This window comes from Streptomyces sp. 3N207, from assembly GCF_052246355.1.
GTDB lineage: Bacteria > Actinomycetota > Actinomycetes > Streptomycetales > Streptomycetaceae > Streptomyces.
Genome location: NZ_JBQQBV010000012.1, coordinates 197,427 through 220,263 on the forward strand (window position 1 = coordinate 197,427; position 22,837 = coordinate 220,263).

Annotated in this window: 20 protein-coding genes, 1 tRNA gene, 1 other RNA gene and 1 pseudogene; 14 read left to right on the forward strand and 9 right to left on the reverse strand. The window is 69.4% G+C overall.

The features are described 5' to 3' along the window. The first annotated feature begins 59 nt into the window (after positions 1-59). Positions 60-1,607, forward strand: coding sequence for a multicopper oxidase family protein (locus tag ACTWP9_RS20415; protein WP_443247662.1), 1,548 nt, complete (start codon positions 60-62; stop codon positions 1,605-1,607). Between the two features lie 27 nt (positions 1,608-1,634). Here ACTWP9_RS20415 and ACTWP9_RS20420 read toward each other — a convergent pair whose 3' ends face one another. Further along, a complete protein-coding gene (locus tag ACTWP9_RS20420) occupies positions 1,635-2,336 on the reverse strand; it encodes a TetR/AcrR family transcriptional regulator (protein WP_443247663.1) in 702 nt (233 codons plus the stop codon). A 157-nt stretch (positions 2,337-2,493) separates the two neighbouring features. Here ACTWP9_RS20420 and ACTWP9_RS20425 point away from each other — a divergent pair, with 157 nt between their 5' ends. Beyond that, positions 2,494-3,054, forward strand: a complete 561-nt coding sequence (locus tag ACTWP9_RS20425) for a dihydrofolate reductase family protein (protein WP_443247664.1) — start codon at positions 2,494-2,496, stop codon at positions 3,052-3,054. Between the two features lie 652 nt (positions 3,055-3,706). Here ACTWP9_RS20425 and ACTWP9_RS20430 read toward each other — a convergent pair. From ACTWP9_RS20430 to ACTWP9_RS20440, 3 genes are all read right to left on the reverse strand, one after another. Continuing rightward, complete coding sequence (locus ACTWP9_RS20430; RefSeq protein WP_443247665.1) at positions 3,707-4,858, reverse strand: hypothetical protein; 1,152 nt, start codon at positions 4,856-4,858, stop codon at positions 3,707-3,709. A 306-nt stretch (positions 4,859-5,164) separates the two neighbouring features. Then, positions 5,165-6,190 carry an endonuclease/exonuclease/phosphatase family protein gene (locus ACTWP9_RS20435; protein WP_443247666.1) on the reverse strand — a complete coding sequence of 342 codons (1,026 nt, stop codon included), beginning with the start codon at positions 6,188-6,190 and terminating at the stop codon, positions 5,165-5,167. 292 nt (positions 6,191-6,482) lie between these two features. Continuing rightward, entirely contained in the window at positions 6,483-7,475 is a 993-nt protein-coding gene (locus tag ACTWP9_RS20440; RefSeq protein ID WP_443247667.1) for a peptidoglycan-binding protein, read from the reverse strand. Between the two features lie 242 nt (positions 7,476-7,717). On the opposite strand from ACTWP9_RS20440, the pseudogene ACTWP9_RS20445 reads away from it, so the two are divergent. The 3 genes and pseudogenes from ACTWP9_RS20445 to ACTWP9_RS20455 form a co-directional block, all read left to right on the forward strand. After that, a pseudogene (locus tag ACTWP9_RS20445) lies at positions 7,718-7,942 on the forward strand (helix-turn-helix domain-containing protein); the annotation flags it as partial. 750 nt (positions 7,943-8,692) lie between these two features. Continuing rightward, positions 8,693-8,869: a hypothetical protein gene (locus ACTWP9_RS20450; RefSeq protein ID WP_443247707.1), complete on the forward strand. Its 177-nt coding sequence runs from the start codon at positions 8,693-8,695 to the stop codon at positions 8,867-8,869. A 291-nt stretch (positions 8,870-9,160) separates the two neighbouring features. After that, entirely contained in the window at positions 9,161-9,517 is a 357-nt protein-coding gene (locus ACTWP9_RS20455; RefSeq protein ID WP_443247668.1) for a hypothetical protein, read from the forward strand. Between the two features lie 62 nt (positions 9,518-9,579). Here ACTWP9_RS20455 and ACTWP9_RS20460 read toward each other — a convergent pair whose 3' ends face one another. The 3 genes from ACTWP9_RS20460 to ACTWP9_RS20470 all read right to left on the reverse strand — a co-directional run bounded on the left by ACTWP9_RS20460 (position 9,580) and on the right by ACTWP9_RS20470 (position 10,742). Further along, the gene (locus tag ACTWP9_RS20460) at positions 9,580-10,248 is read right to left on the reverse strand and encodes a hypothetical protein (RefSeq protein ID WP_443247669.1); all 669 of its coding nucleotides are present in this window, start codon (positions 10,246-10,248) and stop codon (positions 9,580-9,582) included. A gap of 44 nt (positions 10,249-10,292) precedes the next feature. Continuing rightward, entirely contained in the window at positions 10,293-10,430 is a 138-nt protein-coding gene (locus ACTWP9_RS20465) for a hypothetical protein (protein ID WP_443247670.1), read from the reverse strand. A 227-nt stretch (positions 10,431-10,657) separates the two neighbouring features. Further along, a tRNA-Ser gene (locus tag ACTWP9_RS20470) sits at positions 10,658-10,742 on the reverse strand. A 109-nt stretch (positions 10,743-10,851) separates the two neighbouring features. Between ACTWP9_RS20470 and ffs the strand changes: the two genes are divergently transcribed. The 5 genes from ffs to ACTWP9_RS20495 all read left to right on the forward strand — a co-directional run bounded on the left by ffs (position 10,852) and on the right by ACTWP9_RS20495 (position 15,498). Beyond that, positions 10,852-10,946, forward strand: an RNA gene (gene ffs, locus ACTWP9_RS20475) — signal recognition particle sRNA small type. A gap of 77 nt (positions 10,947-11,023) precedes the next feature. Beyond that, on the forward strand, positions 11,024-13,444 hold the full coding sequence (locus ACTWP9_RS20480) for a DNA polymerase III subunit gamma and tau (protein ID WP_443247671.1): 2,421 nt from the start codon (positions 11,024-11,026) through the stop codon (positions 13,442-13,444). Positions 13,445-13,638: 194 nt separating this feature from the next. Continuing rightward, the gene (locus ACTWP9_RS20485) at positions 13,639-13,974 is read left to right on the forward strand and encodes a YbaB/EbfC family nucleoid-associated protein (protein WP_443247672.1); all 336 of its coding nucleotides are present in this window, start codon (positions 13,639-13,641) and stop codon (positions 13,972-13,974) included. Positions 13,975-14,140: 166 nt separating this feature from the next. Beyond that, complete coding sequence (gene recR / locus ACTWP9_RS20490; protein ID WP_443247673.1) at positions 14,141-14,740, forward strand: recombination mediator RecR; 600 nt, start codon at positions 14,141-14,143, stop codon at positions 14,738-14,740. 95 nt (positions 14,741-14,835) lie between these two features. Beyond that, complete coding sequence (locus ACTWP9_RS20495; RefSeq protein ID WP_443247674.1) at positions 14,836-15,498, forward strand: DUF5063 domain-containing protein; 663 nt, start codon at positions 14,836-14,838, stop codon at positions 15,496-15,498. A gap of 36 nt (positions 15,499-15,534) precedes the next feature. Here ACTWP9_RS20495 and ACTWP9_RS20500 read toward each other — a convergent pair whose 3' ends face one another. Beyond that, positions 15,535-16,344 (reverse strand): VWA domain-containing protein, encoded by an 810-nt coding sequence (locus ACTWP9_RS20500; RefSeq protein WP_443247675.1) that lies wholly within the window; start codon positions 16,342-16,344, stop codon positions 15,535-15,537. A 263-nt stretch (positions 16,345-16,607) separates the two neighbouring features. On the opposite strand from ACTWP9_RS20500, the gene ACTWP9_RS20505 reads away from it, so the two are divergent. The 4 genes from ACTWP9_RS20505 to ACTWP9_RS20520 all read left to right on the forward strand — a co-directional run bounded on the left by ACTWP9_RS20505 (position 16,608) and on the right by ACTWP9_RS20520 (position 21,054). Continuing rightward, the gene (locus tag ACTWP9_RS20505; RefSeq protein ID WP_443247676.1) at positions 16,608-17,888 is read left to right on the forward strand and encodes an aspartate kinase; all 1,281 of its coding nucleotides are present in this window, start codon (positions 16,608-16,610) and stop codon (positions 17,886-17,888) included. A 360-nt stretch (positions 17,889-18,248) separates the two neighbouring features. Then, positions 18,249-18,821 carry a SigE family RNA polymerase sigma factor gene (locus ACTWP9_RS20510; RefSeq protein ID WP_443247677.1) on the forward strand — a complete coding sequence of 191 codons (573 nt, stop codon included), beginning with the start codon at positions 18,249-18,251 and terminating at the stop codon, positions 18,819-18,821. Continuing rightward, entirely contained in the window at positions 18,821-20,047 is a 1,227-nt protein-coding gene (locus ACTWP9_RS20515) for a hypothetical protein (RefSeq protein ID WP_443247678.1), read from the forward strand. Before ACTWP9_RS20510 ends, ACTWP9_RS20515 begins: the two co-directional genes overlap by 1 nt. A gap of 134 nt (positions 20,048-20,181) precedes the next feature. Beyond that, positions 20,182-21,054: an SURF1 family protein gene (locus tag ACTWP9_RS20520; protein WP_443247679.1), complete on the forward strand. Its 873-nt coding sequence runs from the start codon at positions 20,182-20,184 to the stop codon at positions 21,052-21,054. On the opposite strand, the gene ACTWP9_RS20525 is transcribed toward ACTWP9_RS20520, so the two are convergent. Beyond that, positions 20,945-22,810, reverse strand: coding sequence for a S9 family peptidase (locus tag ACTWP9_RS20525; protein ID WP_443247680.1), 1,866 nt, complete (start codon positions 22,808-22,810; stop codon positions 20,945-20,947). The genes ACTWP9_RS20520 and ACTWP9_RS20525 overlap by 110 nt on opposite strands. Positions 22,811-22,837: the final 27 nt, after the last annotated feature.

Below are 22,837 nucleotides of genomic sequence, written 5' to 3' on the forward strand. Positions count from 1 at the left end.
ACGCACCGGACACCGGCCCCCGCACCCGCCGACGCGACCGCCACCAGGGAGGGCCGCCGGTGAAGCGCCGTACGCTGCTGAAGGCCGGCCTGGGCGGCGTGGGTGCCGCCGCTGCCGGCACGGGCGGCACCTTCGGATGGTGGTGGTCGGCCGCCGACACCGACACCGTCGGCCGCGTCGAGTTCAACCGGCGCCTGGCCGTCCCGCCCCTGGCACCCGCACGCCGCGACGCCGAGGGCCGCAAGGTGTTCGCACTCCGCGCGGCGCCGGGCAGGCACCGGCTGCGCTCCGGCCGCCGCACCGCCACCTGGGGCATCAACGGCCCCTACCTCGGGCCCACGCTCCGGGCCGCCCGCGGCGAGACGGTGCGCGTGAACGTACGGAACGCTCTGCGCGAGACGACGAGCCTGCACTGGCACGGCATGCACCTGCCCGCGCGCATGGACGGCGGCCCGCACCAGCCGGTGAAGCCGGGCGAGACCTGGTCACCGGCCTGGACCATCGACCAGCCGGCCGCCACCCTCTGGTACCACCCGCACCCGCACGGAGCGACCGCCCGGCACGTGTACCGCGGGCTGGCCGGCATGTTCATCCTGGACGAGCCGAAGACGGAGCCCACCGGCCCCGGTTCCGGCCCCGGTGGCGGCGCGCTGCCCAGCCGCTACGGGATCGACGACATCCCCGTCATCGTGCAGGACAAGCGCCTCGACGACGCCAACCAGCTCGACGAGAGCCACCCCCGGATGAGCGAGGTCGGCCTCCTCGGCGATGTGATCTGCGTCAACGGAACCACCGGCCCGTACCAACCGGTCACCACGGAACGTATCCGGCTGCGGCTGCTCAACGCCTCCAACGCCCGGATCTACCGCTTCGGCTTCGACGACGACCGGCCCTTCGCGCTCGTCGGCACCGACGGCGGACTGCTCCCCGCCCCTCACAGGACCACCCGTATCCAGCTCTCCCCGGCCGAGCGCGCCGAGATCGTGGTGACGCTGCGCCCCGGGGAGCGGACTGTGCTGCGCAGCTACCCTCCCGACCTCGGCCTGAACTTCTGGGACCGCCGCTTCGCCGGCGGGGACGACACCCTGGACATCCTCGAACTCCGCGCAGCCCGCGCCCTGCAACCCTCACCCCGGCTGCCGGACGAACTCACCACCGCTCCGGCGCTGGCCCCCAGAACCGCCGCCGTGGACCGGAAGTTCGAACTGTCCGGCTTCACGATCAACGGAAAGAGCATGGACATGCGCCGTACCGACTTCGCGGTGGACCTGGGCGCCACCGAGGTGTGGGAGGTCACCGCCACCGACGGCACACCGCACAACTTCCACGTGCACGACGTCCAGTTCCAGGTGCTCTCCGTCGCCGGGAAACCGCCTCCCCCCGAACTCACGGGTTGGAAGGACACCGTCCACACCCGTCCCGGCGTCCCCTTCCGCCTCGCCATGCGCTTCCGCGACCACAGCGACCGCACCATGCCGTACATGTACCACTGCCACATCCTGTACCACGAAGACCAGGGACTGATGGGCCAGTTCATGGTGGTCGAGCCCGGCGAGCAGCCGGGAACGCCGGGCAGGACAGGAAGCGGCGGCCATGACCACCACTGAGGCCACGCGCTCGGCACGGTGCGGAGCTCACTCGCGCCCGGTGATGACCTGTTCCAGGCCGTCCAGGATGGCCTGGAGCCCGAACTCGCGCGTCGTGGTGGAGGACGGCTCCGCGTCGGCTTCCGCGAGCCGGGGGAACCGGTCGGCATGGCGGCGGATGAGGTCCTGCATGACGGGCCGGGACCGGCCCGACGTCCAGGTCTGCGTGCCCGCGACGGCAGCCCGGTGCGTGGCGCGGATGTGCCCGGAAATCAGCACGATCGCATCCATCCGCTCGCGCAGACTGAGCGGTGTGCCGTCCAGGGCGCACAGGGCGCTTTCGCTCCAGCCGGTCTCCCTGGGGCCCATAACGCGGTCGCCCGCAGTGATCGCGGGCAGCCAGGGGTGGCGCTCCCAAGCAGCCGACAGGTGCCGGGCGTATTCCTCCAGCCGGGGCCGCCAGCCGGTCACCGAGCTGAGGTCGGGCGGGTCGCCGACCGCCGCTTCGATCATGATGGCGGTCAGCTCGGACTTCCCGCTCACGTAGCGGTACAGGGCCATTTTCGTGAAGCCGAGCTCGGCGGCGACGCGCTGCATGGCCACGGCTTCCAGTCCTTCGTCGTCAGCCAGTGCCATCGCCGTACGAGCGATGCGGTTCAGGTCGAGTGCGGGCTTGGGGCCCCTTCTCGCCGGCCCGCGACGTTCCCACAACAGCCCGGCCAGCGCGTTCGGATCGTCGTCCGCACCCATCAATTCTCCCTCTCCCTCGTCGGCTTGAGACTTGTCGGCTTGAGAAAACTGTGTCTAAGGTACACAGCGTCTCAGGGAAACAGTTTACGAGGCGGGCAACGACCCGCACAACGGTGCCCACCTCCCCCTACGCACGTCACCCACCCAAGGAGTGCCCATGTCCGCTGGCAAGCTGATCCACTTCGTCGCTCAGTCCGTCGACGGCTACATCGAGGGACCCAACGGGGAGTTCGACTGGCCGATCATGGAGTCCGAGCTGTCCGACCACGGGCAGGAACTCAACGAGTTCGCCGACGCCTTCCTCTACGGCCGCAAGGTGTGGGACATGATGTCCGGCTTCTGGCCCCGGGCCGAGGAGCTGTCGGACGACCCGCACGACCTGCGGTTCGCGCCGGTCTGGCGGGAGTTCCCCAAGTACGTCGTCTCCCGCACGCTGGAGAAGGCCGACTGGAACACCCGCGTCATCAAGGACGACGTCGCCGACGAGATCACCAAGCTCAAGGCGTCGGGCACCAACCTGGTGCTCTTCGGCGGCACCACGCTGGCCGCCTTCCTCACCGAGCACGGACTGATCGACGAATACCAGATCTCCGTCCACCCGGTGATACTCGGCGGTGGGCAGCCGACGTTCCACGACCCCGAGCGGTTCGACCTCCGCCTCGCCGAGGCCCGCACCTGCGACTCCAAGGTCGTACTGCTCCGCTACACCCGCGCCTGACCGCACCGCTCACGAAAGAGAGATCCTTCTGCTGCTTCTGCTGCCTTCTGCTGCCTGCTGGGCTCGGCGTCCGACACGGAGGACGCCGAGCAGGAGATCGACCGGGAATGCCGTGCCGGCGAGGACTGCCGGGGTGCCGGTGCTGCGCGACCTGTACGTGAGGCGGGGCAACCGACCGGCGATACCCGCTCAGCCAGCCGCCGATGCGCAGACATCAACGCCCCTGGGTGATTTCGACGGCCAAGAGGGTCGCCGTCGCAGCCTCGCCGGGGTACCCGCCGGTGGCAGCTGATGCGGCACCACGGCCGCAACGCGGCCTGACGCGTGCCCCCTGAGGGCCGCCCTGAACCAGAGGGGCCCACGAGGCAGCCGGCGCAGCAACTGAGACCAAGACTGAGACCACGAACTACGTAGGGCCCCACCGCCGGAGCGGTGGGGCCCTACGTTCAGTCCGGTGAGAGCTGGGCGGAGGATACGAGATTCGAACTCGTGAGGGGTTGCCCCCAACACGCTTTCCAGCTCCCCACGTTGTGGTTCGACGCAGTCCAGGCACGTTCAACTCGCGGGTTCTCACCGCCAGACGGGAGAATTGAACGGCTGCGAACGTGGGCGGATGAGACTACAGGTGAGACTGCCCCTGGACCCTGCGTTATCACCGCCAGTCGATGAACACCGCGCCGTCGCCGAGAGTTGAGAACGCGCCAGTCTTCTTGACCTTCTTGGGCGTGGAGCCCGGCTTGGTGCCGGAAAGGAAGTAGTTGCTCACCGTCCCTTTCACGGAGCGGAACGCGAACTCCTGCCGGTCGGGGGAGAGCACCATGGCGAAGTTCTCATGGTCGTTGCGGGGGAGGACGGGCGCTCCCGGCTTCGCGTCCGCGGAGGCGTCGAACGCGGCGAACCTGTGGTCCGCGGGCTCCGCGCTACCGCACAGCACCGAGTCGTCGTCGAGCCAGTCCTCCCCGCAGGAGAGGAACTCGCCCTTCTCGATGAGCTCCTGGCCCACCGAGCGGCCCCCCGGAGGGAGCTCCAGCACGTAGCCGTCGGCGAGGAGGCGTTTGCCGTCCGGCGAGAGATGAGCGCCGCCGGCCAGCACGCCCCGGGCCGGAGACCCCAGCACGGTGAGGCGATCTTCGCCGACGACCTGGACCTTCAGCCGGTCGACCGGCTTGTGGTTCCCGGCGATGGCCCGGCTTGCGACCCGGCCCGAGGACGCGCCCTCGGGGCCGTCTTCCACGTCGTAGGTGAACCAGACCGTTTTGCCGTCCGGCGAGAGGGCGGCGTTGTCCTCGTGCGGGGTATCGCCGAAGTCCTTGGTCCCGGTCAGATCGGTGAACTTGCCCGAGCGGTCGACGTATCCGACGTGACTCGCTTCGGTCTTCGGGTCCTCGGTGACCACGGCCATCTTCGTGAAGTCCTTGTCGAAGAGCGACCTTATGGCGCCTGTGTCCGAGGCACTGGCGGGCTCCGGCTGGGGCTCGCACAGATCCCGTACAGCGGTGTTGGGCCTGCCTTTGTCGGACTGCACGACCGCCGTGTCCGGCAGCTTGAACTCGGCGTGCGCCACGTGCTTCCAGCTTCGCGGGTCCCAGCCGTCGACCTTGACGGCGTCGCCCCTGCCGTTCCCCGGCGAGCACACCGCCGAAACGATCACGTTCTTGCGTGGAAAGTCGTCGCTGACGCCCTTGCCCTGGGCGTTCCCGCCTGTTGCGGCCCCGTTCGGGTCGCTGTCCGCGGAGCACGCGACGAGGCTCGCTGCCAACGCCAGCGAGAGCAGAGCCACAGCTGCCTTCGGCGCATCAACCATCCCGTTTTCCCCATTCGAAGTCAGACAGCAGCGTACGGGAGCATGTGACATCCCGTTAGTTAAGACCCCCCGGCTGTGCCCTCATCAAGGGTGGGGCCGGGGGGGCTTGTGCGGTGCGTCGGCGCACCGCGCCAGGAAGCGGACTACGAGCGCGCGACGTCCCAGTCATCCCAGTGGGCCCTCGGCGAGGCCCCCGGTACTGGAGCCACGGCCCAGGGCCTCCGGGCTGGCCGGCTGAACCAATGTGCGCCCGTCACGTCAGGAAGAGGCGCGGGAGCCGGATTGGACCTTGCAGCGGTGCGACAGCTAGAAGAGCGTGTTGTCGACGTCGCTGAAGACGAAGTCGTGGTCGGACCAGGTGTCCACGGTGGTCACGCCCGGACCGAACTGAAAGGCGTCGTTGATCCACACGTAGTCGAATTTCTTACGCCGAGGGGAGGCGTTGGCGGTCACTGTGCACGTTGCGTTGTAGGCCGGTCCGCATCCAGGGTCGGCCTCGCGAAAGGCAGTCCACATGCCCTTCAATTCGTCTTGTTGCGGCTCGGCATTGAAGTCTCCGACGACGAGGGAACGGTCATGGCGCGCTGCCTCCCCGACGAGTTCGGCCACCTCCGAGCGACGCTCACTGGCTTGGCCAGCCTGGGCGAGGTGCGTGTTGAACACGCGGACTTCGACCCCGTCGACGAGCGTGTTCGCCCAGAGGTAGCCGCGGTTCTCGGTGCCGCCCTTTTCGTAGCTATGCGAGCCCGAGGCGGTGATGGGTGAGGCGGTCAGCATTCCGATCCCGTAGAAGCCGCCATCGCCGCTTGTGTCCCAGCATCGACCCACGTGCAATGGGTCATAAAACGGCAGGAAGTGTGCGGTGATTGCGTGGTAGTTGATGCCTGTTCGCTCGCGCAGCTTGTCGCGGAGCTTAATGACGTCTTTGCTGCATGCCTCCTGCAAGCCCACCACTTGTGGTTTGTAGCGGGCAAGCACGTCGGCGGCAGCATCGACCGCGCGGCCCCCGGGGTTGTAAAGGTTCATCGTCCCTACTCGGTTGGGCTGGGCGCGGAACGTCGGGTACGCGTTCGCGTTCCCACTCGGAGTGTGGATGCCATCGCGCGGGTTCAGCTTCGCCTGCGACTGGATGCTCAGCGGCGCCTCCCTCTCGACCTTCCCGATACTGGCGACGCTGCGGTCCTTGCTGTCGGCGCTGGCTGCTGAAGCAGGCGTGGCGAGCAACAGCGGGACGAGCAGCAAGGAGAGCAACACGGCCGCAAAGCCAGGTTTCCTAGCAGCGGCGCCAGCCTCGAGCGAACTACGCAGTGATTGTCGTCTGTTCAAGTCCATGGTGTCCTCTCCGAACAGTGCGTTGAGCGTGTCGAATATGTTCCGCCGTCAGTAACAGGCGTGGTTTGAGGCAGTTTTCTGCAGTTTTTCCCAATCTTGGGCTTTGGTGATGTTGCACGGCTTCCTTTGTGTTGGCGGCCGGTGATGCCGTCGACGCTGATGCAGGCGTCGCGCTGGAAGGTGCGGACTGCGACCTGAGCCGCAAGGGGTTTTCGCCGGCGGACCGCCCTCTCCTGGCCGAGTCAGCCGTGGGGTGCCGCAATGGACTGCACCCCACGGCCGGATGGGAGCGTCAGGGGCGTACGTACCCGTAGATGTCCGCGACGGCCGGGTCCTTGACGCGTCGGGTCACCTTGTCCTGGACGTTGCCGCCGATGACGGTGATCTTCCCGTCCGCATGCACCTTCTCCACCAGGTCGACGTGGCGGCTGGTGCTCGGGTCGGCAGGCCCGGTGCCGTACATCACGGCGTCTCCGGGGCGCAGGCCGCGGTGGCCCCGGGTGGAATGCCCGTTGGCCTCACCCCAGTTGAACCACGCTCCGGTGAACGCCTCATCGGGTACTTCCACGCCGGCCTTCTGCCACACCCATGTGCCGAACATTGCGCACCAGGCGGCGCAGGAGCCGTACGGGTTGCAGTTGTTCGCTGTTTCACGGACTCCGACCTGGCTGGCTGCGATGGAGACAATCTTCTGGCGCACGGAACCGGGTGCCGGTGGCTTCTGGCGCTCGGGACCGGGTGCCGGCCGCGTACGATCCTGGTCACTGTCCGCGTGACACCGCGTGCTCCGGGGGATGTTCATGTCGTGCATGGTGCGGGGGCCGACGATGCCGTCGACGGTCAGGCCGTGGGCGCGCTGGTAGCGTTCTACGGCTTTCTTGGTGTCGGGACCGTATGCCCCGTCCTGGTCGGTGCCGACTGCTGCTTGAATCTTCCGCACCTGCCGGGTCATGTGGGCGCCGGTGTCAGGTCCGGCGATGCCGTCGACGCTGATGCAGACATCGCCCTGGAAGGTGCGGACTGCGTGACGTGTTTGTGGACCGTTGATGCCGTCCACGCCCGACAAGGGCAGATACCCCATGCCGGCGAGATTCCATTGCACTTGACGGGTGGACGGTTGCGGAGTGGCTGACGCCTGCGGTGCTGCCAGCAGCAGCCCGGAGGCGGCTATCAGCAGAGCAAGGACGCACAGCAGCACACGCCTGGGTACAGCTCTCGGGTGCGGAGCCCCCGGGAGCTGTACCGCAACTTGAGAGGCAAGGGGCGAACGCAACGAAACAAGCATGGTGGCCTTTCAGGCGGTGGTGGTGTCTCGGCCCCTGCACCGGTGTGGTGCGTGAAGCCTTCGGGGCCGGCGGTTTACCCAGAGCCGGGACTGGAGCCCGGAACCCACACCTGACCCTCCGTCAAGGGTCGGCTCGTCGGTAGCCTGATGCCGTTTCGTCGCGTTCCGTCTTGTCTCAGCTCACCGTCACAACGCTGTGAGCTGCGCAATGAGACAGAGCGCGTGAGACGGACGACTGCGTGATGCACCGCGACGCCTTGGAGAAACACGTGAGTAGTGAGTCAAGCGAACGTCGTCGTAGGAATGTGCTGCCGGAAGAGCGCGAGCTGTATGAGGAGCTGAGGCGCTTTCGCGAGGCCAGCGGTCTGTCCTTGCAGGCATTAGCTCACGGCACCGGCTACTCCAAAGCTTCGTGGCACCGCGTCTTCAGCCAGGGTGCGTTCCCGCCCCGCGAGGCGGTTGAAGCGTTGTGCGCCCGGCGCAAGCTCGATGCTTCGCGTCTCCTCACCCTGTGGGATCGAGCGCGTCAGGCTCGGGTACAGCGGGCGGCGGGCACCCTCGAACCGGACGTCTCCGAGGAAGCTCTTCCGGTGGGCCAGGGCGAGGAGGAGCATCCACCAGTAGAAGCCGGGCAGGAGGTCAGCGATCCGGCGCCCCGCGGGCCGGCCGCAGGCGACATGGCAGCGGGTTCGGACGCCGCCGTTGCCGATGTCCCGCCGCAGCAGGCGGCACCCACATCTGGGCCTGTCTCACCGGTCGAGCGCATATCCGCTGACCGTGCCCCGCACACGGCGTCTCGGTACGGCGGCGGCCGTTTCTTGGTGCTGTTGACGGCTTCCTTGATCTTGTTTTCGGCCGGTGGCTGGTACCTGCTGCGCGAGACAGCCGACTCACCCCCCGCCGAGCGAGCGGCGCCCCCACAGGCCAAGTCCCCCCGCTCCTCCTCTCCGCCCACAAAACCGCCGGAGACGCCCACTTCCCCTGCACCTCACACCGCTTCCGCCCCGGCGCGTGAACAACCTTCCAGTGAGCACCCCGCCCGCACCGGCTCCCCAACAAGCACGACGAAGAGCACCCCCACGACAGCGGAGCCAGGAGCCCAACCGGGCTGCTCAGGCAGTGGGAGCATCAGCAACGTCGACGCTGGTTACGGCCGACTCACGGGCGCGGGGAACATGAAGACCGGCCCATATACCCTCTGCAGCAATGTGAGAGCGGTGACCCCCGGCACCGTGGTGTATTACTGGTGCTCTGTCACCAACAGTCACGGCCACAGCTGGACTTACGCCCGGATCAAAGAACAACAGTGGCAAGGCTGGCTTTCCGGCGACAACCTCGACGACGGCGGCGCGACCAAGTCCTGCCCCAAGGCCACGCGCAGCAGCACCAACTGACGACCAGCCACCGAGCCGCGTCACGCCTTGCACTCCCGATACTCGCCCACCGCAGTGGCGCTACGAGATGGGGGCGAAGCTCTCGGATGAAGTGCCGTCAGTTGCTCAAAGCAGCGCTGAGTCCCAACCTGTGGCCAGGCAGTGCTGAGTGGTGGTCCAGCCGAAGAGACGGGGTAGGGCCCTTACTGACCACGGCTGTCATAGGGGGCGGAGGGTGTGCATGGAAGCGGCTGACCTGACATCGATCGTCATGCAGATGATCAGCGGTCTGGCAACTGGGGGCAGGCACCTGTGTGGGAACGGCAGCCGGTGAGGAGGTATCCCGGCTGGTCAGGGACCGGCTCGGCGGATCTGAAGAAGGGCGTGCGGCACTGGCGCAGCTCGATCAGGAGCCTGGATCCTCTGAAGCGGGAAAGCCAGGTGCGGACGGTCCTGACGAGGGCTCTGGCCGACGACCCAGACTTCGCGGCGCGACTGGAAACCGCAGCGACGCAGAACACGTTCCATGCGGGCAGAGATATGACCGTGCAGACGGTCAGCGTCAGCAGCGGCACCGTGAAGGGAACCATCAACATCGGTCCATTGACGATCACGAAGTCACGTGGCGCATACCTCGCTCTTGTCGCTGCCGTAGACGGTGGCACGTAGAAGCGCATTTCCAGTGGCCCCTGCCCGGTCCTTTGCATGGGAGGCCAGGTATTGCAGCCCGCTCATGTGGTATCAGCGAGGTGCTCATCGCCGAGCAACGCGTGAGGGGCATCGTCGCGATCGGTTCGAGCGAGCAGGGCGGCGAACGATCCTGCACCTGTTGCGTGGAGGTGGCAGGCAAGCCAGCTCGACCTGCCGTCCGGCTTCGGAGTTCCGTCGGCGATCAGGCGTCCAGGCCCAACCTGGGCGCGCTTCCAACTGAGCCCCGACACGTTGGCGATCAAAGGGCTTCGGCCCAGGGTCTGCCCCTGGAAATCTGTTGAGGCTGCGGTGTCGATCGTCATCGCACCGCCAAGGTCCGGAACCAGAGTAAGGACAGCGAACACCTGTGTTGAGGAGTCCAGTTCGGTAAGCAGTTCGCTCTCGATGATCTCCAACTGCCCAGCACGGTCACGTTCAGCGGCGAACTGAGAGAGGTAGGCGGCGCGGACCTCAGGCTGGGACTGGTACACCGTCGTCGAACCGTTGCGCCTGGGGAAGCGCAGAGCGTCGTTGACGAGAACCGCGTGGGGGGCTTGGGTGCTGCGGGGCACGGCAATCAGATAGAAGCCTCTTGCAGTGTCTTCCCCGGGCCGGGCGATCACGTCGATGTACGGAGGAGGAGAGACGCCGGCGGCGACGACCTGGAGCATGCGACGTTTCTCGTCATCACTCAGTTCGACCTCCGTCACACCCGCAGCGTTACCGTGCTCGTCCTCGTCCAGCCCCAGGATGATCAGGCCCCTGACGTGTTGGCCATCGCTGCCACGTCGCCGCAGAGGTCCCGCTTCGCTGAGTCACTGCGTCCGTACAGCTCTGTCTTGAAGTCCAGGTCGAAGTCTTCGGGGACCGCGCCGCCAGTCAGCGCGCTCACGTGAGACTGGGTTGCTTCGGAGACCGGTACGCCCAGCAGGCGCTCAAGGCGTGTCGAACGGAGGGCAGCCATGACACGAGCATGGCCCGCGTCCGGCAGTCATGGAGGTCGCTTCCACACAGTCGGGGGCGCGGACGCCCAACTGCAACCAAAACTGCAACCACGAACTACGTAGGGCCCCACCGCCGAGGCGGTGGGGCCCTACGTTCAGCCCGGTGAGAGCTGGGCGGAGGATACGAGATTCGAACTCGTGAGGGGTTGCCCCCAACACGCTTTCCAAGCGTGCGCCCTAGGCCACTAGGCGAATCCTCCGCCGCAAACTGTACAAGACCTTGGGGAGTGCTCGCGAACTCGTATCCGGGGGTGGGGGAGGGGCGGGGAGGGAGGTCGAAGGGGGTGCGGGGGATCGGGTAGGCTGGCGGCAGCCCCTCACGTGGCGCTAACTGACTGAACTCCCCCAGGGCCGGAAGGCAGCAAGGGTAGGTCGGCTCTGGCGGGTGCGTGAGGGGCGTCTGCGTTGCCGGGGGCTTGCGACGGTGGGGCGCGGCCGCGGAGTGGGCCAGTTGTCGGTGGTGGCCTATATCGTCGGGGGTGTGTCGTCCCTCGCCCTGTACCGCCGCTATCGCCCCGAGACCTTCGCCGAGGTCATCGGGCAACAGCATGTGACCGACCCGCTCCAGCAGGCGCTGCGGAACAACCGGGTCAACCACGCGTACCTCTTCAGCGGCCCACGCGGCTGTGGGAAGACGACCAGCGCGCGCATCCTGGCCCGGTGCCTCAACTGCGAGCAGGGGCCGACGCCCACGCCCTGCGGGGAGTGCCAGTCGTGCCGTGATCTGGCGCGGAACGGGCCCGGTTCGATCGACGTCATCGAGATCGACGCCGCCTCGCACGGGGGTGTGGACGACGCCCGTGAGCTGCGGGAGAAGGCGTTCTTCGGGCCCGCATCGAGCCGGTACAAGATCTATATCGTCGACGAGGCGCACATGGTGACCCCGGCCGGGTTCAACGCGCTGCTGAAGGTCGTCGAGGAGCCGCCCGAGCACTTGAAGTTCATCTTCGCGACGACGGAGCCCGAGAAGGTCATCGGGACCATCCGGTCGCGTACGCACCACTATCCGTTCCGGCTCGTCCCGCCGGGTACGTTGCGTGACTATCTGGCCGAGGTGTGTGAGCGCGAGCAGATCCCCGTCGAGGACGCGGTGTTGCCGCTTGCCGTACGGGCGGGAGCCGGTTCCGTACGGGACTCGATGTCGGTGATGGACCAGTTGCTCGCCGGGGCCGGCGAGGACGGTGTGACTTATGCCATGGCGACCTCGCTGCTCGGCTACACCGACAGCGCGCTGCTGGACGACATCGTGGACGCCTTTGCCGCGGGTGACGGGGCGCGCGCGTTCGAGATCGTCGACCGTGTCATCGAGGGCGGGCATGATCCGCGCCGGTTCGTCACCGATCTGCTGGAGCGGCTGCGGGACCTGGTGATCCTGGCCGCCGTGCCGGATGCCGTCGAGAAGTCGCTGATCGACGCGCCGGGGGACGTGATCGAACGGATGCGGGCCCAGGCGTCGGTCTTCGGGGCTGCCGAGCTGAGCCGTGCCGCCGACATCGTCAACACCGGGCTGACGGAGATGCGGGGGGCCACCGCGCCCCGGTTGCAGCTGGAGTTGATCTGCGCCCGGGTGCTGCTGCCCGCCACGTACGGGGACGAGCGCTCCGTGCAGGCCCGGCTCGACCGGCTGGAGCGAGGGGCTGCGGGTGCTGCGCTGGGTGCCTCTGGTGTTGGTGCCTCTGGTGCCGGTGCGCCTGGTGCCGGTGCGCCTGGTGTCGGTGCCCCTGGCGTGGGGGCTCCGGGTGTCGGTGCCTCTGGGGTCGGGGCTTCTGGTGCCGGGAGTCCCGGCGGTGACGGGGGTGCTGCTGCGGGGTCGCCCGTTACGGGGGCGGGGGTGTCCGGCGATGCGGGTGGCGGTCCGGGAGGGCAGCCTCCCGCCGAGTCGGTGCCCGCACCCGCGCCGCCCCCTTCGGCCCCGTCCGCACCCGCTGCCGCGGAGTCGGCCCGACGGCCCGGGGCCTGGCCCGGCGGAACCGGGCCTGGTGGCGGCGCCGGTGGTGGAGCTGGTGCGGGGGACTCCGCGCGGCGTCCCGGTGCCTGGCCGGGGGCGGCCGGTCCGCCGTCGAGCAGTGGCCCCGCCACCTCTCACGCCGGGCCCCCTCCCGCCGCTCCGGCCCCGTCCGGGCCACCGGCCGACGGGGCGAGCGGGGCGAGCGACGGGCCTACGGCTGCCCCCGCGGGCGGTGGCGGCGATCCGGCGCAGGTCCGGCAGATGTGGCCGCAGATCCTGGAGGCCGTCAAGAACCGGCGGCGCTTCACCTGGATCCTGCTCAGCCAGAACGCGCAGATCGTCGGCTTCGACGGCAAGACGCTCCAGATCGGGTTCCCCAACGTCGGCGCGCGCGACAGTTTCGCCAACGGCGGCAGCGACGAGGTGCTGCGGCAGGCGCTCGGCGACGCGCTGGGAGTGCAGTGGCAGGTCGAGGCCATCGTCGACCCGTCGGGTGGCGGCGGTAACAGTGGCGGCGGCGGTGGTGGTGCCGGGGGCCCTAGCGGGCCGGGCTCCGGGTACGGCGCGGGGTCCGGTGCCATGGGAGGCGGCGCGGCCGGCGCGCGCAGTGCGGTGACGGCGCCCGCTCCCGCGCAGGCGCCGCCGCAGCAGTGGTCGGCGCCCGCGCCCGCCCCGAGTGCCGCCGCGTCCGGGGCGCCCGGCGGGACGGGGCAGCCCGCGGGGGCCGGAACCGCGCCGGTGCCGCCCCAGGCACCAGCGCCGACTCCGGCCCCGGCATCAGCACCGACGCCGGAGGCCCCCCGCGCGGCGGCGCCTCCGCCGTCGAGCTTCGGCCCCGAGGACGACATGCCCGCCGAGGACGACCCCGACCTCGACGACTCCGCCCTCTCCGGCCACGACCTCATCGTCCGAGAGCTCGGCGCGACGGTGCTGGAGGAGTTCCAGCACGACTGACGTACGACGACGTACGACGACGTACGACGACGTACGACCGACATACGACGACGTACGACAACACACGACGACGCGCGACTGACGGCTGCATCGCGGTCGGAAGGTGGGGACTGTTCGGGGAGGGGCGGGTCCGCGGAGGGGGGAACACGTAGGCTCGGGGCGGTGAAGAGGCGTCTAGTGAGCCAGGAGCAATCGTGATTCCCGGTGGTGGACAGCCTGACATGCAGCAGTTGCTGCAACAGGCGCAGAAGATGCAGCAGGATCTGGCCGCGGCGCAGCAGGAGCTGGCCGAGACATCCGTCGAGGGCACGTCGGGCGGCGGCCTGGTGAAGGCGACCGTCAACGGCTCCGGTGAGCTCCAGGGGCTGGTCATCGACCCGAAGGCGGTGGACCCGGAGGACACCGAGACCCTCGCCGACATGGTGCTCGCGGCCGTCCGCGACGCGAACAGCGCGGCTGCCGAGCTCCAGCAGCAGAAGCTCGGCCCCCTCGCGCAGGGCATGGGCGGAATGCCCGGCCTTCCGTTCTGACAGCGGTCCAAGCGGTCCAAGCGATCCGAGCGGTACCCGCTCCCGGCTCCACGCAGCGCACAGGGTCGGGAGCCGGGGGCCGTCGAGGGCTGGTCAGCGGCTAGTGGTGGCCCGTACGGACCACTAACGTACGCAGAGACGAACAGAGAGCAGGCGGGAGCCATCCGTGTACGAAGGCGTGGTCCAGGACCTCATCGACGAGTTGGGCAGGCTGCCCGGCGTCGGTCCCAAGAGCGCGCAGCGGATCGCTTTCCACATCCTGCAGGCCGAGCCCGCCGACGTACGCCGGCTCGCCAGTGCGCTGACCGAGGTCAAGGAGAAGGTCAGGTTCTGCGCGGTGTGCGGCAATGTCGCGCAGGAGGAGCAGTGCCGGGTCTGTCTCGATCCGCGCCGTGACCCGTCGGTCCTCTGCGTGGTCGAGGAGCCCAAGGACGTCGTCGCGATCGAACGGACCCGCGAGTTCCGGGGCCGGTACCACGTGCTGGGCGGGGCGATCAGCCCCATCGAGGGCGTCGGCCCCGACGACCTGCGGATAAGGGAACTGCTCTCCCGCCTCGCCGACGGGTCGGTCACCGAGCTGATCCTGGCCACGGACCCCAACCTGGAGGGCGAGGCGACGGCCACGTACCTCGCGCGGATGGTCTCCGCGATGGGGCTCAAGGTGACGCGGCTGGCGAGCGGGCTTCCCGTGGGGGGAGACCTGGAGTATGCGGACGAGGTCACTCTGGGACGGGCCTTCGAAGGAAGGCGGCTTCTTGATGTGTGAGCCCATGACCCGTGATGTACGAGCCCGTGATGTACGAGCCCGTGCGAGCCTGTGCGAGCCAAGGGCGCAAAAGCCCACAGGGGAGAGGTTGCCCGATGTCTGATGCGACGCTGAACTCCATCAAGAACAACCCCGACGACTTCGCCGTCCAGATCAGCGACCAGATCGAGAGCTTCATCGTCTCGGTCACCGAGGTCGCCAAGGGCGACGACCCGGACAGCGCCGTTCCCTACCTCCTGCTGGAGGTCTCGCAGCTCCTTCTCGCAGGCGGCCGGCTGGGCGCGCACGAGGACATCGTCCCGGACGAGCGGTACGAACCGGACGTGGGCCCCGAGCCGGACGTGGACGAGCTGCGCGAGCGGCTCGCCGTGCTGCTGGACCCGGTCGACGTCTACTCGGAGGTCTTCGACCCGTACGTACCGCGCTCGGCGCCCGTCGCCTGCCGGATCTCCGACGACCTCTCGGACGTGCTGACCGACCTGCGGCACGGCATGGCCCACTACCGCGCGGGCCGGGTGAGCGAAGCCCTGTGGTGGTGGCAGTTCTCCTACCTGTCCAACTGGGGCCCGACCGCCTCGGCGGCACTGCGCGCCCTCCAGTCGCTGGTGGCGCACGTCCGGCTGGACAAGCCCCTCGAAGAGCTCGACGGCCTGGACACCGACAGCAACGCGGGGGACGAGGACGGCTCCCTGGAGGCCGAGGCGGGTGCCGTGATGGCCGCCGAGATCGCCGAGCCGCTGGGCCTCAAGAACGCCTGAGCCGCCGCCCCGCGCGGCGAGGGCCCACCCGGCTTCTCAGCGCAGGATGCCCGCCTCTCGCGCGGCGGACAGCCAGGAGGGGAACTCGCTCATCAGGCTGCGGTAGAGGGCGTCGTCACTGAGGTGGAGGGGCTCGGGGCCGGCGGGGAAGAAGCCGGCGTTGTCCACCATGCGCCGGGCGGGGACCGGGAGTTCGTCGAGCTTGCGCAGGAAGTCGAACTGCTTGCTGTCCGGGTCGCCGAAGCCGACGAACTGCCAGAACAGCGGCAGTCGCGCGGCCGTGCACAGTACGTGCTCGGCCGCCGTGCGGGAGGTCGGACCGCCGTCCGTCTGGAAGATCACCAGGCCCGGCTCTGTGGCGCCGGAGGCGGTGTAGTGGTCGATGACCGCCTGCATGGCGAGGTGGTAGTTCGTCCTGCCCATCCGCCCGAGGCTTTCGTGCAGCGTGCCGATGCGGTTCTCGTAGGCGTCCAGGCCGACCTCGGCGATGCCGTCCAGCTCGGTGGAGAAGAAGACGACGGGGACGGTGCCGTCGTCGTCGAGGTTCGCGGAGAGCCCGAGCGTCTGCTCCGCGAGGTGCTGGACCGTGCCGTCCTTGTAGTACCGGCGCATGCTTCCCGAGCGGTCCAGGACCAGATAGACCGCCGCACGCTGGTCCCCCAGTCCGGCGCTCTCCAGGGAGCGGCGGGCGGATTTGTACAGGTTCACCAGGCCGGGAGCCCGCGCGGTGAGCTTCCGCAGATCGACCGCCGGGCCCCCGGCGCCCGCGCGTGCGTCCGCCGGGGGCCGTCCCGCTGCGGGGTCCCGTTCTGCCGCGGGGGCGCGTTTCACGTAGTCGATGGCCATCGGCCTTCCCCTCCTCGGTCGCGGGCCCGCTCGGGCGGGAGACCCGGTGCGCAGTGTCCCGGTGCCCCGTCCCCCCCCGTCCCGCGGGCATCGTGAACAGAGTCACGTTTCCGTGTCATTTCGGCCCAGGTGGGCAGGGGCCTTCGCGGACGGGACCCGTTCCGTCCGGTCGTTACACTGAGCCGACCAGTGGATCCCTTCCTTCCGGGCAGCGTCGCACGGAGCACCGGGGTCCCGGGAAATGATTCGAGGAGCGAGCACACGTGGGCCTTGTCGTGCAGAAGTACGGCGGCTCCTCCGTTGCCGATGCCGATGGCATCAAGCGCGTTGCCAAGCGGATCGTCGAAGCCAAGAAGAACGGCAACCAGGTTGTCGTTGTGGTCTCGGCGATGGGTGACACGACGGACGAGCTGATCGATCTTGCCTCTGAGGTGTCTCCGGTCGCCTCCGGCCGCGAGTTCGACATGCTGCTGACCGCAGGAGAGCGGATCTCCATGGCCCTGCTGGCGATGGCGATCAAATCCCTCGGCCACGAGGCGCAGTCGTTCACCGGCAGCCAGGCGGGTCTGATCACCGACTCCGCGCACAACAGGGCGCGGATCATCGACGTCACCCCCGGCCGGATCCAGGACTCGGTCGACGAGGGCAACATCGCGATCGTCGCCGGCTTCCAGGGCGTCTCCCAGGACAGCAAGGACATCACCACCTTGGGCCGGGGCGGTTCCGACACCACGGCCGTCGCGCTGGCCGCGGCGCTGAACGCCGAGGTCTGCGAGATCTACACCGATGTCGACGGTGTCTTCACCGCCGACCCGCGGGTGGTGAAGAAGGCGCGGAAGATCGACCGGATCTCCTTCGAGGACATGCTGGAGCTGGCATCGTCCGGCTCCAAGGTGCTGCTGCACCGCTGTGTCGAGTACGCGCGCCGCTACAACATCCCGATCCACGTGCGGTCGTCCTTCTCCGGCCTGAAGGGCACGTGGGTCACGAACGAGCAGCCGGACGGGCAAGGGGAAGAGTCGATGGAGCAGGCGATCATCTCGGGTGTGGCGCACGACACGTCCGAGGCCAAGGTCACGGTCGTCGGGGTGCCGGACAAGCCGGGCGAGGCCGCGGCGCTCTTCCGCGCCGTCGCAGAGGCCGAGATCAACCTCGACATGGTGGTCCAGAACGTGTCCGCCGCCTCCACGGGACTGACCGACATCTCCTTCACGCTGCCCAAGACCGAGGGCAAGAAGGCCATCGCGGCGCTGGAGAAGGTGCAGGGCCCGGTCGGCTTCGACTCGCTGCGCTACGACGACCAGATCGCGAAGATCTCCCTCGTCGGTGCCGGTATGAAGACCAACCCGGGCGTGACGGCGACCTTCTTCGAGGCGCTGTCCAACGCCGGGGTCAACATCGAGCTGATCTCCACCTCGGAGATCCGCATCTCGGTCGTCACCCGCGAGGAGTCCGTGGGCGATGCGGTCCGCGCCGTCCACTCGGCGTTCGGGCTGGACAGCGAGACGGACGAGGCCGTGGTCTACGGAGGCACCGGCCGCTGACCAGGCCGGGAACAGACTGTCTTTCGGCCGTCTGCGGGGCCCACTGGCCACGGCGTGCTCACTGACGGACAATGGCGCTCCCCGCCCCTGCAACCGGCAGGCAGGCGGGGAGCGTCTTTGTTGCCTCCAGAGCCCGACGCGCAGGGGGAGCGCGGCCGACGGCCTGGCAGCCACGGGACGTACGCGGAGACTGAGAGATGTGTGTATGACGGCATGTGGTGTGTTTTCCGGCACAGTGCTTGTCGCGTACAACCCTGACGGGGGGAAACGTGTCAAACAGGCGTGGCAGAGGTACTCGGAATCGCAACGGCCCCTGGTCGCCCCGGCCCCGGTGCCGGAGGGCTACCGGTGGCCGGAGGCATGCCTGTGATCGCGCCGTGGCCAGCCGCGCGCCCGTCGCGCCCGCTCACACAGCATGGGGACGCTGACGAGGCGATGGCACATGGCACCACAGTCGACCACCTGACCGAGACCTACCGCGCCCACTACAAGTCCCTGCTCGGGCTCGCGGCGCTGCTGCTCGACGACACCGCCTCGTGCGAGGACGTCGTCCAGGAGGCGTTCATCCGCGTCCACTCGGCACGCAAGCGTGTCCGCGACCCCGAGAAGACCCTCGCCTACCTCAGGCAGACGGTCGTGAACCTCTCCCGCTCCGCGCTGCGCCGCCGCATCCTCGGGCTGAAGCTGCTCTCCAAGCCGATGCCCGACATGGCGAGCGCCGAGGAGGGGGCCTACGAACAGCTCGAACGGGATCAGTTGATACAGGCGATGCGTGGATTGCAGCGGCGCCAGCGCGAGGTGCTGGTGCTGCGGTACTTCGCCGATATGACCGAGGCTCAGGTGGCCGAGGTGCTCGGCCTCTCCCTCGGCTCCGTGAAGGCGTACGGGTCGCGCGGTATCGCCGCGCTGCGCACCGCCATGGAGACGGCGTGATGAGCAAGGGAACGGGTCTCCCCGGCGGCGAAGAGCCGCGTGAGCCGCACGAGACGCCCGCGTCGCGTGACGGCACGGAAGAGGGCGCCGCGGAACCGGCCGGGCGCGCGGAACCGGCCGGGCACCCCGCAGAGGGCGCTGACGGGAGGAGTGAGCCCGGCGTCTCCGAGGAGATCTCGCTGGACCTCTTCGACGAGTCCGAGCTCAGCTCCGAGGAGGAGACGCTCAGGGAGCTCCTGCGAAGCAGCGTCCGCGGCATCGAGCCGCCCGCCGACAGCGTCGACCGCACGCTGGAGCATCTGCACCGGGCCGTGCCCGCGCGCCGTGCGCACCGTCGTCAGGCGATGGTCGGCGGCATGGCGGCGGCGCTCGTCGTCGTGGTCGGAGTGCCCGCGCTCTTCTACGGCGGCGTCGTGCCGGGCGTCGGCGGTGACGATCAACCGCTGACCGCCGCCAGCACCCATGGCCAGACCCGCGGCCCCGACGCCGGTGTCGGCGAGAAGGGCGGCAAGGGCGAGGAAAGGCACCACGGCGGCAAGGGCAAGGACACAGGCAAGGGCGACAAGGGCGGCTCGGACGCCCCCCCGTCACCGACCGGCGGCCCCGGTGACAGCGGTGCCGACTCCGACGAGACCCTCAACGCCAGCGCACCCACCTGCGGCAGCGAGCAGCTGGGCGGAGGCTCGGCGCAGTCGGGCGCGCCCGACAGCTCGGGCACCGTCTACGGCAGCTTCCGCGTCGCCAACGTCTCCGGCGACGCCTGCACCGTCGACGGCGAGGGCGTCGTCGGCGCCTCCGTACAGGGCAGCGGGGGCGGGCAGGTCACGGTCGTCGACCACACCGCCGGCGATCCGGCGCCCGGCCTCGGCGATCCGGCCGCGGCGCGGGACGAGGTCGTGCTGCCGCCCGGCAAGGCGTACGTGGTGAAGTTCGCCTGGGTGCCCAGCGGATGCAGTTCGCCTTCGCCGCAGGGCGGACGGTACGAGGGTGAGACCTCCGGGCCCAACTCCGGTGCGGATGCGGGCTCGGCGGACGGCGGAGGCGATTCCGGTGGCACCGGGACGCCTGGTGAGGCCGACGGTGGGAACGGGGACCCTGGCGGGGGTGACGCCGAGATCGTGGTCTCCCACACCCCTGAGGGCGGTGCGCCGGTCGCTGGTACGCGGGTCCCGGGCACGTGCGGTAACGGAACCGTCTATCGCACGGGCGTCATTCCGCAGAACTGATCTGACCCGAGCCGGTTCGGGGGCTCGCCGTTGCGGGCCGGGGAAGTGCCCGGGTGCAGCTTTGTTGTGGCTGGTCGCGCAGTTCCCCGCGCCCCTTCGGGGCGGTCCGTATCGCGTGGTCGTACTGTGGGGGCGTGTACCGGTTCTTGGTGACCCCGCGATGGTGGGCGATCAACATCTTCGCCGTGCTGGCGATTCCGGTCTGTGTGCTGATGGGCAGCTGGCAGCTCGGCCGCTTCGACGACCGGGTCGACCGGCATCAGGAGCAGCAGGAGCAGTCGAGTGCCCAGGAGCATGCCAAGGCGCGGGCGCTGCGGGAGCTGTTGCCGGTGACCGAGGACACGGCCGGCCGCACGGCTAAGGTGACGGGCCGGTTCGATACGGCGCATCCGCTGCTGGTGCCGGACCGTACGGTCAAGGACAAGCGGGGCTTCTATGTGCTGTCCCTGCTGCGCACCGAGGACACCGAAGGCGGCAAGGCGCTGCCCGTCGTACGCGGCTGGCTGCCCGGCAAGGCCGATCCGGATCGCGTACCGGCGCCGCCGAAGGGCGAGGTCACCGTCACGGGCGTGCTCCAGGCGTCGGAGTCGCAGAACGACGCCGGTGACGGAGCCACGGGCGCGCTGCCCGAGGGGCAGCTCGGGTTCGTCAGTGCGGCGGCGCTGGTCAACGTCGTCCCGTACGGCGTGGAGGACGCCTGGATCACCGAGCAGCGCACCCAGCAGCCGCTGAGGCCGGTGCCGCCGGTCGCGCCCGACAACACCGGCCTCGACATGAAGGCGTTCCAGAACCTGGGCTATACGGCGCAGTGGTTCGTGTTCGCCGGGTTCGTGGTCTTCATGTGGTTCCGCTTCTTCCGCCGGGAGGCGGAGCTGGCCAGGGACGCGGCGCTGGGACTCATTCCGGACGGCCGGCCGGAGAGCCGGCCGGAGCCTCCGGAAGCGGATGCCGACCCTCCCGGTCCGTCCGCGGAAGATGCCGCAACGCGAAGTCGATCTCCAGCCTGACCTGCTTGATCCGCTCCTCGACGACGAGCGAACCGTGCCCCGCGTCGTAGCGGTACACCTCGTGCGGGTGGTCGCGCTCCGCCAGCTTGGCGACGTAGTTCTCGACCTGCCGGATCGGGCAGCGGGGGTCGTTGACGCCTGCCGAGATGTAGACGGGGGCGCGCACCTTGTCGACGTACGTCAGCGGTGAGGACGCCTCGAAGCGCTCGGGCACCTCCTCCGGGGTGCCGCCGAGCAGCGTGCGGTCCATGGACTTCAGCGCCTCCATCTCGTCGTGGTAGGCGGTGACGTAGTCCGCGACCGGCACGGCGGCCAGTCCCAGTGCCCACACCTCCGGCTGGGTGCCGACGCCGAGGAGGGTGAGGTAGCCGCCCCAGGAGCCGCCGGCCAGGACGAGCCGGTCGGGGTCGGCGAGCCCGGAGTCGACGGCCCAGGTGCGGACGGCGTCGATGTCCTCCAGCTCGATCAGGCCGACCCGGTGCTTGAGGGCGTCGGTCCAGGCGCGGCCGTATCCGGTGGAGCCGCGGTAGTTGACCCGTACGACGGCGAAGCCGTGGTCCACCCAGGCGGCGGGCTGGCCCGCGAAGGAGTCGCTGTCGTGGTGGGTGGGGCCGCCGTGCACCTCGAAGACGGTGGGGAAGGGGCCCCGCCCGGCCGGCTTCTGCACCAGCGCGTGCACCGTCCCGCCGGGGCCCTCGACCCAGGCGTCCTCGACCGGCACGGAGCGCGGTGCCGTCATCCCGGGAGGGTCGAGCACGGCTGCGCCGGTGGTGGAACGGACCTGCGGCGGCTCGGCGGCGGACGACCACAGGAACTCCACCGTGCCGTCGGGCCGCGCCGTCGCGCCCATGACGGAGCCGGCCGGCGCGTCGATGCGGGAGCGTTCGCCGCTCGCCAGGTCGTAGCGGAAGAGTTCGTCGCGGGCCTGGTAGCTGTGCGCGACCAGTAGCGCGGAGGCGTCCGGGTACCACTCGGCGGCGACGTCGCCGGGCAGGTCCAGCTCCAGCTCCTTGGTGGTGCCCGCGACCGGGTCCCAGACCATCGGCTCCCACCGGCCGCGCCGCTGGTGGCCGACCAGCAGCCGCTGGTCGCCGTCGACGGGGGCGAAGCCGAGCACGGTGAGGCCCAGCTCCTTCGTGCCGCCCTCGCTGTCGTCGAGCTCGGCGACGGTGGAGCCGTCGCGCCGCACCACGCGCAGCGCCGAGTGCATGGCGTCGCCGTGTTCGGTGTGCTCGATCGCCAGCAGTGTGCCGTCGTGTGAGAGATCGCCCACACCGGCCGACTCGCTGTGCCGGTAGATCTCGACGGGCGCGGGGGAGCCGGGGCGCAGCACGTGGATGGTGGAGCCGTCCTCGTCGGTGGAGCGGCCGACGACGACGGTGCCGTCCCGGCCGATCGCCAGGCCCGCCGGATAGGCGGGGTCCAGGCCCTCGACGGCGACCGCGTCGGGCCCGCCGTCGAAGGGCTGGCGCATCCAGACACCGAACTCGTCGCCGTCGGTGTCCGAGAACCACCAGATCCACTCGCCGTCCGGCGTCAGGGTGCCGTCCGTGGTGCCGTTGGGCCGGTCGGTGACCTGCCGCTGTGCGCCGGTCGTACGGTCCCAGGCGTACAGCTCGAACGTGCCCGTCGCGTTCGATACGAACAGCGACCGGGCGGGTGCGTCCTCGGCCCACTCGGGCAGCGAGACGCGCGGCGCCCTGAACCGCTTCTCCCAGTCGGGCATGGCGTGGTCGGGCAGTGCGTTCTGATCCATGCGCCCATTGTGGACCGGGACCGGTGG

Coding starts and splice junctions, on each gene's coding strand:
- ACTWP9_RS20420 (WP_443247663.1), bottom strand. CDS start 2,336: ATGGGTGCGGACGACGATCCGAACGCGCTGGCCGGGCTGTTGTGGGAA.
- ACTWP9_RS20425 (WP_443247664.1), top strand. CDS start 2,494: ATGTCCGCTGGCAAGCTGATCCACTTCGTCGCTCAGTCCGTCGACGGC.
- ACTWP9_RS20430 (WP_443247665.1), bottom strand. CDS start 4,858: ATGGTTGATGCGCCGAAGGCAGCTGTGGCTCTGCTCTCGCTGGCGTTG.
- ACTWP9_RS20435 (WP_443247666.1), bottom strand. CDS start 6,190: ATGGACTTGAACAGACGACAATCACTGCGTAGTTCGCTCGAGGCTGGC.
- ACTWP9_RS20440 (WP_443247667.1), bottom strand. CDS start 7,475: ATGCTTGTTTCGTTGCGTTCGCCCCTTGCCTCTCAAGTTGCGGTACAG.
- ACTWP9_RS20495 (WP_443247674.1), top strand. CDS start 14,836: ATGTCTGATGCGACGCTGAACTCCATCAAGAACAACCCCGACGACTTC.
- ACTWP9_RS20500 (WP_443247675.1), bottom strand. CDS start 16,344: ATGGCCATCGACTACGTGAAACGCGCCCCCGCGGCAGAACGGGACCCC.
- ACTWP9_RS20510 (WP_443247677.1), top strand. CDS start 18,249: ATGCCTGTGATCGCGCCGTGGCCAGCCGCGCGCCCGTCGCGCCCGCTC.
- ACTWP9_RS20515 (WP_443247678.1), top strand. CDS start 18,821: ATGAGCAAGGGAACGGGTCTCCCCGGCGGCGAAGAGCCGCGTGAGCCG.
- ACTWP9_RS20525 (WP_443247680.1), bottom strand. CDS start 22,810: ATGGATCAGAACGCACTGCCCGACCACGCCATGCCCGACTGGGAGAAG.